The 18888-nt window shown below is 54.5% G+C and carries 15 protein-coding genes, 1 tRNA gene and 2 pseudogenes; 9 read left to right on the top strand and 9 right to left on the bottom strand.

Translation table 11 applies throughout. The features are described from left to right. The 4 genes from H3T89_RS02625 to H3T89_RS02610 are packed head-to-tail and all read left to right on the top strand — an operon-like array spanning position 1 to position 2231. The gene (locus tag H3T89_RS02625) at positions 1-333 is read left to right on the top strand and encodes a small basic family protein (protein WP_015021764.1); all 333 of its coding nucleotides are present in this window, start codon (positions 1-3) and stop codon (positions 331-333) included. A 4-nt stretch (positions 334-337) separates the two neighbouring features. Beyond that, positions 338-1171: a DUF881 domain-containing protein gene (locus H3T89_RS02620; RefSeq protein WP_015021765.1), complete on the top strand. Its 834-nt coding sequence runs from the start codon at positions 338-340 to the stop codon at positions 1169-1171. A gap of 6 nt (positions 1172-1177) precedes the next feature. Continuing rightward, positions 1178-1621, top strand: a complete 444-nt coding sequence (locus tag H3T89_RS02615) for an FHA domain-containing protein (protein ID WP_110417160.1) — start codon at positions 1178-1180, stop codon at positions 1619-1621. A gap of 13 nt (positions 1622-1634) precedes the next feature. After that, positions 1635-2231, top strand: coding sequence for a MerR family transcriptional regulator (locus tag H3T89_RS02610; protein WP_015021767.1), 597 nt, complete (start codon positions 1635-1637; stop codon positions 2229-2231). A gap of 259 nt (positions 2232-2490) precedes the next feature. On the opposite strand, the gene H3T89_RS02605 is transcribed toward H3T89_RS02610, so the two are convergent. The 7 genes and pseudogenes from H3T89_RS02605 to H3T89_RS02580 all read right to left on the bottom strand — a co-directional run bounded on the left by H3T89_RS02605 (position 2491) and on the right by H3T89_RS02580 (position 10100). Beyond that, positions 2491-3222, bottom strand: coding sequence for an HAD hydrolase-like protein (locus H3T89_RS02605; RefSeq protein WP_198216157.1), 732 nt, complete (start codon positions 3220-3222; stop codon positions 2491-2493). Next, complete coding sequence (locus H3T89_RS02600; protein WP_015021769.1) at positions 3215-3562, bottom strand: RNA polymerase-binding protein RbpA; 348 nt, start codon at positions 3560-3562, stop codon at positions 3215-3217. Before H3T89_RS02600 ends, H3T89_RS02605 begins: the two co-directional genes overlap by 8 nt. Before the next feature lie 84 nt (positions 3563-3646). Then, positions 3647-6211 (bottom strand): DEAD/DEAH box helicase, encoded by a 2565-nt coding sequence (locus tag H3T89_RS02595; protein ID WP_015021770.1) that lies wholly within the window; start codon positions 6209-6211, stop codon positions 3647-3649. Between the two features lie 13 nt (positions 6212-6224). After that, on the bottom strand, positions 6225-6548 hold the full coding sequence (locus H3T89_RS02590; RefSeq protein WP_198216156.1) for a hypothetical protein: 324 nt from the start codon (positions 6546-6548) through the stop codon (positions 6225-6227). Positions 6549-6569: 21 nt separating this feature from the next. After that, positions 6570-7667, bottom strand: a pseudogene (locus tag H3T89_RS09175) (helix-turn-helix transcriptional regulator); the annotation flags it as partial. Positions 7668-7741: 74 nt separating this feature from the next. After that, a pseudogene (locus H3T89_RS09170) lies at positions 7742-8525 on the bottom strand (helix-turn-helix transcriptional regulator); the annotation flags it as partial. Between the two features lie 144 nt (positions 8526-8669). Continuing rightward, a complete protein-coding gene (locus H3T89_RS02580) occupies positions 8670-10100 on the bottom strand; it encodes a UTP--glucose-1-phosphate uridylyltransferase (RefSeq protein WP_198204026.1) in 1431 nt (476 codons plus the stop codon). A gap of 179 nt (positions 10101-10279) precedes the next feature. On the opposite strand from H3T89_RS02580, the gene H3T89_RS02575 reads away from it, so the two are divergent. Next, positions 10280-10353 (top strand) — tRNA-Pro (locus tag H3T89_RS02575). Between the two features lie 839 nt (positions 10354-11192). After that, positions 11193-13169, top strand: coding sequence for an AAA family ATPase (locus tag H3T89_RS02570; RefSeq protein ID WP_198216155.1), 1977 nt, complete (start codon positions 11193-11195; stop codon positions 13167-13169). A 557-nt stretch (positions 13170-13726) separates the two neighbouring features. Here H3T89_RS02570 and H3T89_RS02565 read toward each other — a convergent pair. After that, a complete protein-coding gene (locus H3T89_RS02565; protein WP_198216154.1) occupies positions 13727-13921 on the bottom strand; it encodes a helix-turn-helix transcriptional regulator in 195 nt (64 codons plus the stop codon). Between the two features lie 246 nt (positions 13922-14167). Next, a complete protein-coding gene (locus H3T89_RS02560; protein ID WP_198216153.1) occupies positions 14168-14401 on the bottom strand; it encodes a hypothetical protein in 234 nt (77 codons plus the stop codon). Between the two features lie 972 nt (positions 14402-15373). Between H3T89_RS02560 and H3T89_RS02555 the strand changes: the two genes are divergently transcribed. The 3 genes from H3T89_RS02555 (at position 15374) to H3T89_RS09085 (ending at position 18452) form a co-directional block, all read left to right on the top strand. Next, positions 15374-15745, top strand: coding sequence for a glycosyltransferase (locus tag H3T89_RS02555; protein WP_198216152.1), 372 nt, complete (start codon positions 15374-15376; stop codon positions 15743-15745). Next, positions 15708-16136: a hypothetical protein gene (locus H3T89_RS02550; RefSeq protein ID WP_198216151.1), complete on the top strand. Its 429-nt coding sequence runs from the start codon at positions 15708-15710 to the stop codon at positions 16134-16136. Before H3T89_RS02555 ends, H3T89_RS02550 begins: the two co-directional genes overlap by 38 nt. Before the next feature lie 363 nt (positions 16137-16499). Then, on the top strand, positions 16500-18452 hold the full coding sequence (locus H3T89_RS09085) for a glycosyltransferase family 39 protein (RefSeq protein ID WP_332461033.1): 1953 nt from the start codon (positions 16500-16502) through the stop codon (positions 18450-18452). Positions 18453-18888: the final 436 nt, after the last annotated feature.

The raw sequence follows: 18888 nt of genomic DNA, 5'->3' as shown, positions 1-18888 counted from the left end.
ATGTCGGCAATTCTCGGCCTGATCCTGGGCGTGGTTGCGGGTATCTTCCTCAAGCCCGACATTCCCATCGTGCTGCAGCCCTACCTGCCCATCATGGTGGTGGCCGCCCTTGATGCATTGATGGGCGCGGTCCGTTCATACTTCGAGCGCAGCTTCTCGGACCGGGTCTTCGTGGTCTCCTTCATCTCCAATGTAATCACGGCCACCCTTCTGGTCTTCCTGGGCAACCAGCTGGGTGTGGGCTCGCAGCTGTCCACAGCCGTCATCGTGGTTCTGGGCATCCGCATCTTCTCCAACGTCTCCGCTATTCGGCGCTTCATTTTCAAGGGGTGAGCATATGAGACACACCTTCAGGAAGAAGCGCGATGAACAGATGCCCAAGAGCATTCCGCCAAGACGGCCTGGACGGGTCAGAGCTCCATCCGACGATACGCAGACCGGAGCTTTCCCGGTGGTTCGCCGGCGGCCTCTACGCACGCTCAACTCGAACGCCACCAGGGTCAGGCTGGTCACCAGCGTCCTGGTGGCCCTTATGTGCGCCCTGCTGGGCTTCGGGTACGCCGTCCAGGTGCGCAATAATCAGTCCTCCTACCAGAGCCTATCCGAGGAAGAACTGGTGCGGGTGCTGGACGAGACCAGCAACCAGGTCGACAAGCTGGAGGAGCGCAAGAGCCAGCTCAACCAGCAGCTGACCTCCATCAAGTCCGCTGCCGACAAGCAAAAGGAAGCCGCCCGCATCGCCCAGCAGAACGAGCAGAGCAGCGGCATCCTGTCCGGACGGCTGCCGGCCCAGGGCAGGGGAGTGGTGGTGACGGTCACCGAGGACAGCGACCGTGTGGATGCCTCCACCATGTTCAACCTGATCGAGGAGCTACGCAATGCAGGGGCCGAGGTCATATCCTTCAACGATGTCCGGGTGGTCACCAATACCTATCTGTTGGATACCCGAACCGGCCTGCAGTGCGACCACACCAAGTTGCAGAGTCCCTACGTCGTGAAGGCCATCGGGGATCCGGACAGCCTGCAGAACGCCATACAGATCGCTGGGGGAGTGGGCTCGCGGATCAAGGTGCAATTCCATGCATCCGTTTCCGTGGAGCAGTCCGATAGTGTCAAAATCGACCAGGTTCGACGCATGCAGGACTACCAGTATGCAAAGCCTGTAGAATAGGCAATTATGACAGAACCTATTCCCACTGCGGGCGAGACGACCATCATCGGCATGCCGGCCCTGAACATTCCAGTCACCTCCAACGGTGACCGTCCACTGACCAAGGACGACCTGGAGACCATGGCCCGATTGCCTGAGGGTACAGCCCTGCTGATCTCCACCAGGGGAGCGGTGTCGGGATCCCGCTATCTGCTGGACGAGGACCAGGTCAGCGTGGGCCGCGATCCGAAGGCGGATATTCTGTTGGACGACTCAACGGTCTCCCGAGCGCACGCCATATTCGTACGGACTGATCATGGCTTCCGTGTCGAGGACACGGGCAGCCTCAACGGCACCTACGTCAACCGTGAACGTGTGGATCAGGCCGATCTGCACAACGGTGACGAGATCATGATCGGCAAATTCCGGTTGGTCTACTTCGATAATCGGGCAGTCATCGCCAAAAACTGACAGGGGGCTTGACATGGCCGAAGAGGTGCCGACGCTGGTGCAAGGGGAACTCTTTTCACCTGAGCAGGCCGAAGGCACGACCCGTGGCTACAGGGGATCGGTCGCGGCCAAGGTGGCGGGCATCACCTATCGGCAGCTGGATTATTGGGCCCGCAAGCGGATTGTGGAACCGTCAATCAAGGCCTCGCATGGCTCGGGCTCTCGCAGGCTCTATTCCTTCAAGGATGTGGTCATCCTGGCTGTCCTCAAGCGCCTCCTGGATGCCGGCGTCAACCTGGTCAACGCAACGAGCACCGTGGCTTATCTTGAGCGTCGGACTGTCGGTCAGCTTGAGCATGTGACCGTGGTTTGCGACGGTGATCAGGTCACCGAATGCTCAGGCCCGGATCAGGTATTCGCACTGATGCAGTCCGGGCGTGCCGTTTTTGCTATCTCTGTGGGCGCAATCTGGCATCGCATGGATCTGGAATTGCAGACCTGCGATCATGTGGATTTGACTACTGGACAGCTGACACCAGGTCTGCCTGAGCGGCCCATCGATGAGCTGACTGCCATGCGTCTGCGCCAGCGTCTGGAGCACCAGCACGAGCAGCGTCAGCGGGCCGCATGATCGATGAGTACAACATTGTACGGAAGCCATGTGCGGCTCAAATAGGGGAGAAAAACAATAAGTAATTTGACATAACGTACATTATCGGCTTACTAGGTCATGATTACGATTTGCCATTTTCCAGCGATTCATGGTCAATCTATTGTGGTCAAATTTGGTGAAGTTTCACTAGCATCACTCACAGATGGCAAAGGGCCACCCTGGTAATCTCGGGTGGCCCTAGGCGGTCCCTAAAAGGCAGGATACAGTTCTGGTCGACTCAGTGCTGAGTCTGGTCTTTGTCGAAGTAATCCTCGGCGGCCTGGAACAACTGGTCGACTTGGTCGATGACACGGTAGCAGCCGTGGGACTCAAGTTCTCCGGGCTCGGCATAGCCCCAGCCGCATCCCAGACAGTCCAGACCGGTTTCCTGCGCACCATCGGCATCAGTCCAGCGATCGCCGACCATAAGGGCCCGATCGCCGTGTTCGGCATCGAAACCAAGCTGCTCCAGCGCATAGGTGATGACCTGATCCTTGGTGACCCTTGTGGAGTCCTTACTGGCGCCATAGACTCCATCTACCAGTGGCCTCAATCCGAAGTGATCACAGACGGGCAGGGCCTGATACTCAGGCTTGCAGGTGGCCACGGCCAACGTCAGACCACGCTCGTGCATACGATTCAGCTGCTCTGGGATGCCGTCGAAAACGGTGGCGAGCAGGCGTCCAGGGATGTGTTGCCCAGGATGCTCCGGATCCTCGAATGATGCCATCTCGCTGTAATAGCGTCGGTATATCTGTACGCCCCTGTCGAGGTCTTCCTCCCTGACGCCGTTGCGGCGCAACGATACTTTCACGGCCGGTCCGATGAATCTGCGAAGCTCGCTATCATTGGGCACGGGATAACCAAGATCCTTAAAAGTTTGCACTACGGAAGCGATAATGCCTGGATGTGAGGCGGTCAGGGTGCCGTCGAGGTCCAGAAGAACCAGACGGCGCGGTGATTTACTCATAGTCAGGGAACCATCCTTCGCGATGCATTTTCAGGCGCTTGTCCAAAACGGCCTTGAGCTCGTCCTCGGATCGACGCTCCAGCAGCATGTCCCAGTGGGTCCTGGTCGGTTTGCCGGTCTTGCCGGACTCCTCCTCGTCATGCCCCTCAAGATGAGCGATCTGCCCACAGCGACACTCCCACTCCTGTGGCACCTCAGCGCCCTCGGCCAGGGGCAGGATGGTCCGATGGCCCTTTGGGCAGATGTAGGCGACCTCGCTGCGTGCCGCAAAGTCCACATTCTGATCGGATTCCAGGGACTTCGCCCCAATACTCATGCCGCGAAGACTGCGCTCTGCCATGATTCCTCCATACTCGTGTCCGTCACTGCTTCCAAGCTACAGAACAGTGTTGACCTGAAACTTATTCCCTATATACGGCCGTGTTCACTCCACGCCCGTATAAGCCACAATGCCTCGGTTGACCTGGTCGGCGGCGATGCTGGCAGTCCTGGCCAGGTGATGCCCTCCCCTTCCCAGGTAGGGTTCCACCTGAACGATCTGGGTGAGCACATCGGACAGGCGCTTGGCGTTGCGCACGAAGTCCCCCGCCGTCAGATCGCTGTCACGCAGAATCGCGGTCAGCGAGTCGCCGCAGGCCCAGTCATAGATGGTTGGCCCCAAGCCAAAGTCGAGTTCCGGGGGCAGCTCCAATCCGGCCTGATCACAGCGTTCCTGCACCTGGGACCACTGACGCTTCATATCCTCCATGGCCTCGACCAGCCTGTGAGCTCTGTATCCGGCCCTCTCCCCCGGCTGCTCCCCTACCCCACGTCGGGATTCGTAGACCAGTCCGGAAACGGCGGCCGCCAGTTCTGCGGGCTCCAGATCGTTGAGGATGCCCCGGTCCAGGATCTCGGCGAGGCTCAGATCCTGCTCGCTGTAAATGCGCCGGAGCAGCTGGCCCTTCCTGGTCAGTCGGCAGTCGTCAGGATCCACGGGACGGGTGTAGTGCAGGTCTGCCAGAATCTGGCAGATCCTGTCGAACTGGCGCGAGACTGACCCGGTTTTGGACTCGTACTGTTCACGGGTGCGTTGCAGCTCCTTGTCCATGCGGATCCACCGGTTCCCCCAGCGCAGGTGCTTGGGCAGGTCCGGGCACTGGCGGCAGGGATGGTTGCGCTCCTGCTCGCGCAGCTGGTCGATGTGCCGATCAAGGTCGCGGAAGGCCCGGTCGCGGGCTTTTTCACTGGTGAACCTTTGACGCTTCAAGCGGCGGCGATCATTCTTCTGGGCCGAAGAGAGAGCCGCACGGATGCGCATGAACTCAATCAGATCGCCACGGCTGCACCGGGCTGCCTTTCGGTAGTCCTCCAGGCCGCTGGTCAGGGTTTCGATGCGTTCCTCCAGCTCCGAGGCTGATCGGTTGGCCTCCCACTGTGCAAAGGAGTGATCCAGGGTATCCCGGGCACGCCCGTAGCTGGATGAGTTGAGCAGGTTGACGGCCATGTTGAAGGTGGGCCGGAAGCTGGAGTGCAGCGGGTAGACCCTCCTGCTGGACAAGGCGGCCATGGTCTTGGGGCTGAAGTCCCGATGGTCGACCACCACCACATGGCCGATGTCGTCGATTCCGCGCCGGCCGGCCCGACCGGTCAACTGGGTGAACTCACCGGGTGTCAGGGCTACATGGCCGGTGCCGTCGAACTTCTCCAGCTTCTCGACTACCACGCAGCGGGCAGGCATGTTGATGCCCAGGGCCAGGGTTTCGGTGGCAAAGACCACCTTGAGTAGTCCCAGTTCGAACAGATGTTCGACTATTTGCCGGAAGAGGGTGACCACGCCGGCGTGGTGGGCGGCGAAGCCCTGCTCCAAAGCGAAGCGGAACTGGGAGAATCCCAGGGCCTTGAGATCCTCCTTGCTGAGCTGGCCGGCTGCCATGGAGTCCACTATGTGCCGTATGCGGCGGGCCTCCTCATCAGTGGTCAGCTGCAGCCCCGCCCGGATGCATTGCTGGACGGCCTGGTCGCAGCCGGTTCGGGAGAAGATGAAGTAGATACCGGGCAGCATATCCATGAAGTCAAGCTCATCGACCACATCGGCCCGGCTTGGACGGTACCGCTCCCCCATTCGTCGCTCCGGCCTGCCGCCGCGGCCATGACGGTGGTGGTGCCCCTGGTCGCGGGCCTGGGCACGTTCCTGTCCGGTCTTGTCCAGCTGAGCCAGCCGGGAGACCAGACGCGGGTTGATCTTTGGGGTCTGTCGTCCTGAGCCGTCGTGCCGATATAGGTCCAGGATTTCGGGCTCGGTATGCCTGTCGGCCTGGACCAGGACATGCTGTTCCAGCGGCACGGGCCTGCGCTCGGAGACCACCAGATGTGTGCGCCCACGCACCGAAGAGATCCAGTCGGAGAATTCCTCCACGTTGGACACGGTTGCCGACAGCCCCACAATTCGGATGGAAGCCGGAAGATGGATGATGACCTCCTCCCAGACTGGCCCCCGGAAGCGGTCGGCCAGATAGTGGACCTCATCCAGAATTACGTACTTCAGGGCCGTCAGGGTGGAGGACTGCTCGTAGAGCATGTTGCGCAGGACCTCGGTGGTCATGACCACGATGTCCGCCTCGGAGTTGATGGAGGTGTCGCCGGTCAGCAGCCCCACCCGGTCCTCGCCATAGCGGTCGACCAGGTCATGGTATTTCTGATTGCTCAGGGCCTTGATGGGGGTGGTGTAGAAGGTCTTGACGTTCTGCTCCTGGGCCAAAAATACGGCGAAGTCCGCCACAATGGTCTTGCCGGCGCCGGTCGGAGCGGCCACCAGGACGTTGTCGCCATCCTCAAGGGCGGTGATGGCCTCCAACTGGAAGTCGTCCAGAGGGAAGGGCAACTTGGACTGAAAACGTGCGGGCGCTCCGGTCATGCGTTTGCGATTGCGACTGAAACGGGCGTAGCGTTCCGCCGGCCCCGGTTCGGATGCTGATGAATCCTGTCCGTGGTGACGATGACCTGACATGTTCCTCCAAGAACTACCTATTGAACTGCTTCCACCGCCGCCAGATACGGCTGTGGTTCCTTCTGCGCTGCTCCTTGCGTTGCAGGACCAGGGCATGGGCCTGACTGTATCGCTCGGTTGACTGTGACAGGGGCAGGGCGAAGGCCGGACCTTTTGTCCTATCCGTTGCCTGGGACTGCCCTGCTGCCGGGGGTTGTGGCATGTGGCGGTTCAGATCATCCGAGACCCGCCTGATTGAGCGGCCGGCTGCCATGGCGTGGCGGATGGCATAGACGGCTCCGCCAATCAGCATGGCCAGCATGAAGATTACCAGAAGAATCCAGATCCATCCAGGCATGGCACTCCTCTCCGACCGGGACTAGTGCCGGTCCTGCTCCTTGTCGTGAGCGTCGCTGATGGTGATCTCGCGCTGGGCACGGGCCAGGATCATGGTGCGCAGGGTCTTGGGCGCCACTGCGGTGATGTGCTTGGCGTGGGCGATGCAGAAAGCTACGAACCAGGAGTCCGAGGAGACGGTCAGGTGGATCTTCTGCCCGGGTCCGCAAGGCTCCACCGAGGCGCCCGGCAGGGACTTGATGTAGGGCAGGTCCGGCCGGTCGGTGATGAAGACCGCAGCCGTGCCGTTGTCGAAGGACCACTTGCGCAGTTCGCTGACCGGTACATCCGGGAACTCCACCTTGTGGTTGGGCTTGACGATGGTCGCATGCTCGATTCTGGCGATTCGCAGAACCTGCCACTGTCGGTTGCGTCCGGTGCCCTGCTTGAGGTGGCGGCTGGAGTCCGAGGGGGCGTCCGCAGCCTCAGTGCCCTCTGCGGCATCACCGATGTCGGTCCAGGCGGCGACATAGTAGACACCCTCATCCACGAAGATCTTGGCTGGGGCCACAACCTTGCGGCGGGTCCGACCGGCGGCGTCCGTGTACTCCATGTCCAACAGGGACTCGGTCTTGATGGCCCGGCGTACCACCGAGAAACTCTTGGGTTCGGTCTCGTACCCGGTCAGGGAGAGCCAGGGTGTCTCACCCGGCCCAACATGCGTGCGCAGGCGCTGGTAGAGGGACTCGGCCTGGCTGCGGGACTCTTCGGGCAGCAGGGGTGAATGGGCCAGGTAGTTGAGCGAGGCGGTCAGCATGCTCAGGTACTGGGGCGAGATGCCGGCCAGTCGCTCCAGCCCCAGCGAGTTGGTGGCCGAGACGATGCCGCTGTCGTCCAACAGGGACCAGTCGATGTCGAAGAACTGGCTGCCGGCCATCTCCCCGTCGTCCGAGACCGTCGTCAGGGTGTTGATGTCCTTGTGGATGGTATTGACGTACTTGCGAAGCTCTTCCTTGCTGTTGGGGTGGCCGATGAAGCGATCGGCCAGCTCAGCCAGGGAGAACTCCTCGCCCAGGTGTGCGGACAGGAAAAGCATAAGCCGCAGGCGGCGGTCCACCTCGGATCCGGTCTGGAAGGAGGATGCACTGGCTCGGCGGGCGTGCCGAAGGTCCGTGTCGTCGTCGCTTAGGTCAGTGGCGAAATGCTCGACGCTGGTCCGGGCAATCTCCGGGGAGATGACCGTTGCTGCGCCGGGGCTCTGCGATTCGTCGGCCAGCTTGAAACGGGCGGCTGCATCCAGGCGCCGCCGGAATGCGTCTGCCGCCTCCTGAGGACTGACGATGGAGGCATCGGGGTGCTCCAGGACGAACATGGCCAGATCGTCCGAGTCGGCATAGGCCACGTTCAGGTTCTCCCCGTCCACGTCCACGGTGGCGGCGAAGCGGCGGGAATCGATGACCTTGACCAGATCGTCGGGAATGCGCTGGGTGCCCAGTCCCGGGGCTATGGAGTCCAGGCCCAGACCGGGGATGGGCACCTGCGGCACTCTGGGTGTGGTGCGCGAAACCGGTCGGGTCGGCTCCTCGCTGGCCTCCTGGGACATGGCTATGGATCGCGCAAGGTAGTTGGCTGCGGCCAGCACCGGCATGTCCTCCTGGTTGAAGTGCATGCGGATGCGGGGCTCGTCCCCCAGCTGTAGACGGTAGGAGGCGAAATCCTGCCCCTCGGACTTGGAGGAATACTCGGGCTGACGGGATTCGATGGCTATGCCCATGGCCGCCAGCTTGGCGCGGTCACGCTGGAACTGTTTGGCGAAGGCGGCCTTGGCGGCCTGGTCAGCCAGTTCGCCGTAGGAATCGGCATAGGCCTTGACCCGTTGCGCTATTTGCCGTGATGTAAGCCATTGCGGGAAAGCGGACGATAAGACGGCCAGGACATCAAGTTCGTGCTTGCCCCATTTATCCGAGAAACGCCGTCTTCCGTTCGTGCCTTCTGCCATCAGTCCTCGCGTATCGTTAAAATTTTGTATATCAGTGCGCCTAACGCACGCTTATCTATCATAGATTGATTTTCAGGACCGTGGGAGTCAAACACCCAAATACGGTACCTTTTCTTGACAGGCTGAACCCTGTTGCGCCTGGCTCTAGACCCACTCGTCCGGTTCGATCCCCTGGGGTCCCACATACTGACCGTTGGGCACGTATGAGGAGCGTCCCTGGTCGCTCAGGTGGGCGTCTGCATACAGGGTCACATCCCTGCCGAAGGTCCAGTCCCCCTCGATGGTGACCGAGTTGGCAGCCGCCAGGCTGGGAACCCCGTAGGGGAAGCGTTCGTCGAAGTCGGCGATGTACTTGTAGTAGCGCTCATCCAGCTGCACGTTGGGGAAATCGTAGTTGCCATCCTCCATCTCGTAGGAGTCGGTCAGATGGAAGCGGTCGGAGCGCATGATGAACAGGTCGTCGGTGGTCTTGACGGGCAGGAAGCGCATACGGTCCACCTGGACGCAGATGGCCCCGTCGAAGAGCGAAGCGGCTGAGCCCATGGCTGTCTCCAGTTGCACTACGGGAGGAGTGGAAGGATCGGTGGGATCGACGGTCTTCCGGTTCTCGATGATGGGAAGGGGCAGCACGCCGTCATATTGGGCCAGCTTGTCGCGCAGGGCATCGACCCTGACCCAGATGCTGTTGGTGTTGAAGTAGGGATGCTTGCGTATGGACATGGCCGAGCTGCGGTCATGCGGGTCCACTTGCGACATCTCCCGTAGGATGAGGCGTCCGCTAGCCTTGTCGATGACGATGTGGCCGCCCTTGCGGTCAGCCTCGGTCCGCTTGGCCACCTCGATCATGAAGGGCGCTCCGGACTGTGCGAAATAGCCGGCCAAGGTCCTTGAAGGCCTGGCGCCAAGGTTGTCGGAGTTGGAGATGAACAGGTAGTCGATTCCCTGTTTCTTGAGCGTGTCCAGCAGACCGGTCTCCCAGATGGTCGAGAAGATGTCGCCGTGGCCGGGAGGGCACCATTCCAGGTCGGGATTGGTCGGGAAATCGACAGGACGGCCGGTGTCGGCATCGATCTTGGGTTCGATGTGCTGAATGATCTCCATGGGCACGTCGTTCTGGACGAAGCGGCGGTCTTGCTTGACCACACGCATGGTGTCGCGCGAGGTGCGGAAGGAATTCATGAAGATCAGCGGCAGGGGTACTCCCAGACGCTTGCGTGCAGTCAGCACCTGGCCCATGATGATGTCCAGGAAGCGCATCCGACGGGCCTTGTGTCGGCGGATGGGCAGCAGGGACTTGGCCTTCTCCAAACCCATGGAGGTGCCCAGCCCTCCGTTGAGTTTGATGAAGGCGGTGCGGGAGAATGCGTCCAGTGCCATGTCCATGTCCATGGCGTCGTGGATGTCCTTGGTGCGGGGCACGTCCTTGAGCGGGGTGACGTCCTTCTCGCGCACGCAGGCCTTGGCATCTCCCCGTTCCCAGGTTTCGTAGAGGTGCTTGAACTGGTTGATGGAGACTTCGCTCATGCCCTTGTTTCGCATCTTCGCGGCCGAAAGGTCGAAAACGTCTGTGCTCATGGAACCCCTTCCGGGCTGGGACGACTTGCGGCCGACGCGGGTTGCGCCGACCGTCCAGAATCATGATAGCAAGTTGAGTATGGGACTTGGCCTGCCTGGTCTAGTCTGCAAGGACTCGCCGGACCGTTGTCGGCCCCGCTACGCTGTGCTATTATCTCTACTCGGTGCTGATGCACCGTCGGGCCGTAGCGCAGTTTGGTAGCGCACTTGACTGGGGGTCAAGGGGTCGCGGGTTCAAATCCCGCCGGCCCGACACAGGTATATATATACGAGTTGCCAAGGTTCTCGGAATTCGTTGTCCTATTTATTCTGCTACAGGGACATATGGGATAAATGACATTTCAGATTACTCGCCTCTCCGATGGTGCAAATTATGTGTTTAATGACTGGCATGCGCCTCGCTTTTTTACCACAGGTACGTACTCAACCAGAGTAGAGCAATGTACGCAATGCAAGTAAGCTACCATGATTTTTTTTTTGAATGCGTTAGGCTTAGTCAAGGTATCAACTCGGCAACCTTAACTCAAGTGTATTAGCAGACAGGGAGACTCTCATACAAGCTCTTCGCGTGCTGAAAACGGCGATTGAGCAAATCAAAAACGCGGAAAGCACATAAACCATTCTGCTTCTCCAGATATAGAGCCTTTGACAAAACACCTCTCAACTCACAATTATGAGGATCTTTCTGCTATCCCAGCAGGTCAGGAGCGCTTGCTCTCGAACATTCCGGCTTTTAATCCTGCCGCGGACAAGGTCGATGGGGGGCAAAGCCTACAATCATTTCCACATCAGGGAGAGCTTGTATATCAGCTTGGTTATTACTGTCTAATTTGGAAATGTTGTGATCTTGGTAGTGCGTGGCTGCAATGTATGAAGCACCCTTATTTAAATAACTGATAGCTACTATTGCTATCGCAATAGCCAGGAGTCACCAAACTCATTCCCTCCTCCCCCTCCCCCCTCCACAAATAGGGTTAGCGGTCACATTGTTCAATCTGTCAGGTTATTTATGCTTCATTTACATCTGAACATCTATTGAATATGTTCAGCTCCTCCCATTATCGAAAGAATCATAATATAATACAAGAAAGTATGAAGCTACAAAAATATGCGAAACCAAGGGATGTTATGGAAACGAGTAACAAGAATAAGATTCTCAGTGATTTAATAACTCAAAATGCACAGTTATCTGACAATGTTCTAGATATCACTAGAGGTATCCTTGATTGTGGAAAAGTGGTACCCGACGAAGCCAGTCGTGATAACCCGTTTCTGTATGGTTTCATACGTTTGAATGGACCCAAAAGAGAAGCTTTCTCTTTATTGCTGAAAAACTTAGAGTCCTCAAAACAATCGATTAATAGTTTATCTGAGGGATTTAAGAATGATGAATATAACCAACCATATATTCAACATAGCATAGGCAGAATACAAAGTCTTAACAAATTGCTTGAACAGTTTCAGGAACGAGCTGAAAAATATACTAAGGCTGATGAAGAGCAAGAAGCCGAATCAGCTTTTATGGAAACAACTGATTGTTTGAATCAAAACTTAAATCCCAATCTTGATGATCTCTTTGAGCATTTCAAGTATGGTAATAAAAACTATATTATTTTTGGGAAAAACGGATCTGGTAAGACTTCACTTCTGCGAAAGATTACGACCGACATCATAACAGAGAATATCGTTATTATCCCAGCAAATAGGATAGTGAATGTAGATAACAACAGATTTATTCAATTTGATTTACAATCCAATTTAAATGATAAACTAGCAGATTCCAATTCGATGCGTTACTTGGTTGATGCATTAGACTCTGAGCAGCTTAAAGACTATCGACAACAAAAAAGCTTCCAGGACAGCATATATCTTCAATTTACGAGGATATTTAGCGCATTAGGTCTTGAGCGTGATGTGTCTATAAAAGATAAAGTAATAAAACTGAACTTGCCCGGAAAGACAGGTGATAAAGATAAATATCCGTTATCTCAAGCCAGTGACGGAGAACGAACAGTAGTTTATATGATTTTAGCAGTTCTTTTGGCACCCCCAAACGCGTTTATATTCATTGACGAGCCTGAGAACCATCTCAATGGATCTTTGATGCGCAAGCTGTTTGACGCTCTTGAATGTGCGAGAAAAGATGCTCGTTTTGTATATTTAACGCATAAAACGGATTTTATCGAATCACGTACCAATTACCAACTTATTTATTTGCAGAAAACTGATGAACCAGATAATTGGGAATATAAGGATATATCGAACTATGCTGACATCAGCCTTAGTGTAATTCTAGATATTGAGGGTTCACTAGATAATATTATTTTCTGTGAAGGTACTCTATCATCTATAGATGGCAATATATTGACTGCATTATATCCAAACTATACAGTAAGGCCATCAGGTTCGTGCGTCGAGGTTAGAAAAAATACAGAAGCTATTAATTCACAATCCTCACTCTTTCGCCGGCGCGCTATTGGAGTCGTAGATGGTGATTTTCAGATAGATGAAGAAATAAGAAGCCTAAAAGAGAAGAAAGTTATGACTCTCGCTTATAACGAGTGGGAATCTTTGCTGCTTGATAAAGACCTTCTCACTTTTATCTGTGAACAAATTCTCTCAGTTAAAATTTCTCAAGTAGAAGATGAATTAATTAATAGCATTGAAGCTAAAAAAACTGATATCCTAAATGATTATTTAACTAAACGCTATTCAGCTATTATCAGCAAAAGTAAAATAAGTGTAAAAAGCTTCAAAGAACTGGAAAATAGAGTTGATGAACTTAATAAAGAAAATAAAGATAGCTTACTTGAAATGTATAATCAATTCGCAAATCGGTTAAACCATCTAATTCGAAAAAGGGATTATTCGGAGCTTATCAAAACAATTCCAGGGAAAATGTTGTTGGATGTTGCAGCTAGAGCCGCTGGTCTTAGAAATGGTCAGATCTATGTAAGTAGCGTATTGCATCAAATAAATACAAATATTAAGTTCAGGGACAAAATAAAGGAAAAAATAGGATTGGATGTTTTCTATAATGAATGTTTTTGCACTAGTACAAAGAAGTAGGGGATCCATACTTATATGCAGAATATAGTAAATACCCGCAATAGATGATACATAACGATGATGCTACGTTAGGATATCATATAACTTGAATTTTCAGCAATTCAAGCTTTAAAATATTTTGGATAGTTACAATGCAATAATGATTCTATAAATCTATATGCTCAGCATGTAGTTCTGGGTGTCAGGATGGTTGTAAAATTCACAGAATTTATTTCTGAGGAGTAATGAGAATGAAACATTTTCTTTGCGGTTTTCACACAAACAGAATCAAGAGATCGCTACTTTTGCGTCGATAAAGGTAAAAAGAGGGCAAACAAAAGAAGGAAAGTAGGTTCGGTTATGACATTATCATTGCGTCTGGTAGGGTCTTAGGCTTCTATTTTAAGACTGTGAGTGTGTATATATATTTAATATTCGAATTTTAGAAGGTTCAGAGCTAATAACTGTCGGATTGAAACCACCCGGCAGTTTTGTATTTAGGCGGTTCAAACCTGTATCCGAACTGTCTGTAATATTGCAACCTGAATTATGTTGTTCAATCGAGTTTCGGGACTGGATTAGTTGCAAGGCCGGAATATGTCCTCGATGGTTGAATCGAATACTTCGGCCAGACGGAATGCTAGTGGAAGTGAAGGATCGAAATGGCCTTTTTCGATCGAAATTATCGTTTGTCGACTCACTCCCAGCTTTTTTGATAGCTGCTCCTGAGACCAGCCGCGCTCCTTTCGCATTTTTGCCAGGCGGTTATTCATGATGGGCGAACCTCACAAATGCATACGACAGGCAAGGATCAAGAGCATCGCTATCAGAACGCACACCAGCATGAGGGCCCATTGATCGGCTCCCATCAAACTGGTCAGCAGGCAACCGACCGACACCAAACCGATGAAAATACGGTATGAAAGTTGCTCGGCCCTTCCGTACCAGTGGCTCTCTATGTTCTCTTCTGCATGCGAATTAGCGCCAGGCAGGGTATTGGGATCCACCAAAATGACCCATCAAAGACTCACGGATACGGGAGAAAATACTATAGTCGCTATTAGAGCCTTGATAAGCCACGGGATGGTCTGTGGCATGAAGCCAGCCAGAATGACTCCCATAGTGATGCTGCTTACCAGGCCTGGAATCAAGGCGGCTGCGAGCGCTGGCATCGAATGGGAACCGAAACGAACAGTGCCAAACGATCTGGGTTGCACATCGACAGTTGATTCATTGCTCTTCTTGTCCTTCATGGCTTCTCCTTTGCAGAACTCAATTAAGGATCTGACGCCTGAATGAGGACCAGGACAATGTAAAGCAAACTTTACGTCAAGTGAATTTTACATCCTTTATCTTTATGTTGTTTACCTAACGTCTATTACCGCGACATTGGAAGTGGGGCTTGAGGTTATTTTCGGTCTTACGGCCGCTATGAAACCAGGCTTTTGAGAGAAAGCCATTCACGGATATCGGCAAAAGATCTTTCTATCAACTTGTTGCGCAGAAAGCTTGACTGTAATTATTAGACCGAGTATTGCCAAATTCGCAGTTTTGTCATGGTAATAACGCAGGTGTTTATTGTATGACAGCATGTTCATCGTGTTGTTCGGGATGCTTCTGTTGTATGTATAATTCGCCTTGTATATTTTCTCTGAACTTGAGTGCCCATTGAGGACATTTGTCGTCTTTTGTATCAGCAGAGGAAGCCTGATTGCGTTTGAACCCAGTTGCCATTGAGGCACACTTGGGACAATCGACAACCCATATCGCTGTTTGCGGTTTCTGCAGGACTTGATCTAGGCGTACTAAACAGACAAATCCAAGAATGCTCAACTATGGGATGCGTTGCTCATATGAGCATTGCTTCATTATTCTTTATGCTATAGATGTAGGTTAATTGTGCATGACCATGGCCGCTGCCCAAATGCAATTCAGCGATTATTCTTAGTTCAATCCCTGCAACAAACTAAGCAAAACTATGCTGATCGGTATCAACAAACGATATTGATTGCTGCCATTTGGTACAGCTATTTCAGCAAACATTGAGAAATCCTCATGATTTTTTTTTTAAGCAGTCCAATCAGTTTATAAAGACAAGTTCGAGGAATACCCCAAGAAGTCGCTGTTTACTATGAGTCGTGAACACAGCGAACATTCTCGAAAGAAACACCAGCGAGCAGCACTATGTGTCTGACAGGCGCCCTTCTGGCAACAGGCAAATCCCAATGGGTGAGGTTGATTCGCCTATCTTTTACGGCAGTCCAGAACCGGTCGACGCCGATATTATCATTCCCATATACAACGAGGAGGTTCAGCTGGCTGACTCCGTATCCACTTTATGCAGCTTTCTGGATCGTCACTCCAGAGATCTGACACCCTTCAGCTGGAATATCGTGATTGCGGACAACGCCAGCACTGATGCCAGTTGGCAGATAGCCATGTCCTTGTGTGACTGGTGTCCCAATCAGGTACGCGCCTTGCACCTCGCGAGAAAAGGTCGCGGGTACGCCCTGAAACAGGCCTGGCTCAGCTCCAGGGCGGCAGTCGTCGCATATATGGATGTGGATCTATCCACCGACAGCGGTCTCCTTTCATGATGCCCAGTGCGGTTTCAAGGCCATTACTGCCCAGGCTGCGCATGCCCTGCTGCCTCAGGTGAAAGATGACGAGTGGTTCTTCGATAACGAGCTGCTTGTGCGCGCCCTGCAGGCCGGAATGACCATGCTGGAGCTTCCTGTCCGCTGGGTGGAGGATGCCGGATCGACGGTCGACATTCCCGACACGGTGAAGAAGGATCTGGAAGGCATGCACCGGGTCAGGGAGGGTATGGAGGCCCGAACGGTCGAGGAGCTCCGTATTGACCTGGACTCCCCTGCCGTCTGGGATCAGATCCGCCAGTATGAGCTGCGCGGATCCCTCTTGCCTGCCAAAGAGGAGGGTTCGCATTCACGTATGCAGAATCCAGGCAAAGAAACTGCCGCTTGTTGAGCGGCTGACAGCAAACGAAATCTCGTACAGAAAGAGCAAACTTCACTTATCATGAACGCTTCTTTGGCTTCTCACAGCAGCTATGGCTTCTCCCAGCATTCGCGGACTTTCAATCCGCCACGATCAACAAGCGCAGATGCAGTCGCTGATGAGCACTCTTCCCGCGCGTATATTCTGCCCCGACGGACTCGTAAAGACTGGGTGACACTGGGTGTCATGCTGCTTGCAGCCTGAGCAATATTCTTCATCAACCTCACGGCCTCCGGGTACGCCAACGAGTTTTATTCAGCTGCGGCCCAGGCAGGCTCGGTCAGCTGGAGAGCCTCTCTCTGGGGGTCCCTGGACTCAGGGAACGCCATCACCGTGGACAAGCCGCCGGCAGCTCTCTGGCTGATGGCGCTTTCCGTGCGCATCTTTGGCCTGAATTCCTTTGCCATCCTCGTGCCGGAAGCGCTGATGGGGGTGGCGACCACCTATCTGCTCTATGCCACCGTGCGTCGATACTGGGGCAACTGGGCGGGCATCGTCACCGGTTTCATCTTCATGCTCACTCCGGTAGCCGCGCTCATGTTCCGCTTCAACAACCCCGATGCCTTGCTGGTGTTATTATTGATGACCGGTGCCACTCATGCACTCCTCAGATCCCTGGAGTATGCCAACCATCCTTCTGGCAATCGAAAGCGCACCTGGTGGATGGTCCTGGCCGGTGCTCTGGTCGGATTCGGCTTTCTTACCAAGCAACTGCAGGTGCTGCTCGTACTGCCTGGTTTTGCCCTGGCTTTTCTTCTGGCCTCGCCGACAGGCATGGTTCGTCGCATCCTGGATTCACTGGCTGCCATTGCTTCCATGATCGTCGCCGCCGGCTGGTGGGTTCTGCTGACGGTCGTCGTGCCTGCCGGCGACAGACCCTATATAGGCGGTTCCCAGCGCAATTCCTTCCTTGAGCTCACTTTTGGCTACAACGGTTTCGGACGCTTGACCGGCAGCGAAGAAGGATCGGTCATACCCGGCCACGGCCATAAAGGTGGCGGCATGCCGGCTGGTGGCGGTCGCGGTGGTGGCATGTGGGGCCAGACTGGCCTCAATCGGCTGTTCAGCGGCGAGTTCGGTACGCAGATTTCCTGGCTGGCTCCCTTGGCTTTCGCAGGCATTGTCATCAGCTTGCTGGTTATCGGCAGAGCTGTCCGTACTGACGTGTGCAGGGCCAGCGTCATTGCTTTCGGAGGTTGGTTGATTGTCACCTGGCTTGTTTTCAGCTTTATGGCTGGCATTTTCCACCAGCATTACACCGTAGCTCTGGCCCCTGCCCTGGCTGCGATGGTGGCAATGGGCGCATTCATTCTGTGGATCGCCCGGGACAAGCTCTGGGCCAGGATCGTCACGCCGATTCTTATCGTTTTCACGGCCTTCTGGGATTTCAGCCTGGCTGGTCGCTCCCAGTGGCTTCCCTGGCTCAAGTGGGCCATTCTCATAATCGGTCTCATGGGCGCCCTCGGTTTTGCCCTGGCTGGACTCTTGCGAATACGACGACTCGCTCTTGTAGCCCTCATTGTCTCAGTCATAGGGCTTATGGCTGGCCCTGCTTCATGGGCGCTGCACACCGTATCCCAAGGACACATGGGATCGATCGTTTTAGCCGGACCCAGCCTTAGCTCAGGGAGGATGGGCGGTGGCCCCGGTGGCATGCCAGGTGGTGCTCCCAGTGGCGGTCAGCCCGGTAATGGTCAGCCTGGCGGTGGCCAGGCAGGCGGCATGGCACCTGGCAATATGCAAAAGCAAGGCATACCTGGTGGTGGCGGCGGTCCCATGGGCCAGGATTCCTCGGGGTCACAAGAGGAATCCAGCACTTCGGGTGCGCCCTCTATGCCATCACAGCGCAGAGGCAAATCTGGATTCCATGGTGGACCAGAAGGAGGAAGGGTGAAAGGAGGAGGTCTGCTTGGTGGAGGCCGGTCCAGTTCCAAGATCGTCGCCAAGCTGGAAAACTCATCCGATTCCTATCGCTGGGCTGCTGCCACCACGGGATCCCAGCAGGCGGCGGGCTATCAGCTGGCTTCTCAAAAGCCGGTCATGGCCATTGGCGGGTTCAATGGTTCCGACCCCTACCCCAGCTTGGAACAGTTCAAGCAGTACGTGAAGGATAAGCAGATTCATTACTACATAGCTGGTGAGATGTGTGGCCATCAGATGGGCGGTCATCAGATGGGAGGTTCCGATACGGCCACACAAATCTCGCAGTGGGTGGCCAAGCACTATACCGCAACCACGGTTGACGGCGTCACTGTGTATGATCTGAGCCAGCAGCAGGCCAGTTGAGCGCAAAGAGGGCCGAACTATCCAAAAGCTACTCCCTCCGTTTGCGGTTACAGGATAAAGACGAGACGAGCTACTGACTTCTAATCTGTCGGTTGCGAGTAGTTTCCTCGTTTGCGCGTTGAAAAAGTGCAAAGCAGTTAAGAGCTAAGCAGTGAGTGGATTGGAACTATCCCAGCCCGCTCATTTCTTATTGATCAATACAGGATGGTATTTGTGTCCGATTAGAGCAAGACTAGTTATTGCAGACCAAGGCACTTCAGGTCAAACTCAATAGCGTTATTGATTTTATTACGCTGGTCTGCGTTGCATTGGTTTGCATTGCACGGTGGTAGATAATCCATACAAATGGAACCATTCTCAAACAATCATCGGCTAATAAGATTCTGACTACATCTGCCATATGAATAGGAGGACAAATACTTACAAACAGCCGATT

The organism is Bifidobacterium sp. W8114 (assembly GCF_016101165.1).
Taxonomy (GTDB): Bacteria; Actinomycetota; Actinomycetes; order Actinomycetales; family Bifidobacteriaceae; genus Bombiscardovia; species Bombiscardovia asteroides.
The sequence above is the reverse complement of the archived record's forward strand: the minus strand, read 5'-3'. Positions and strand labels throughout refer to the sequence as shown.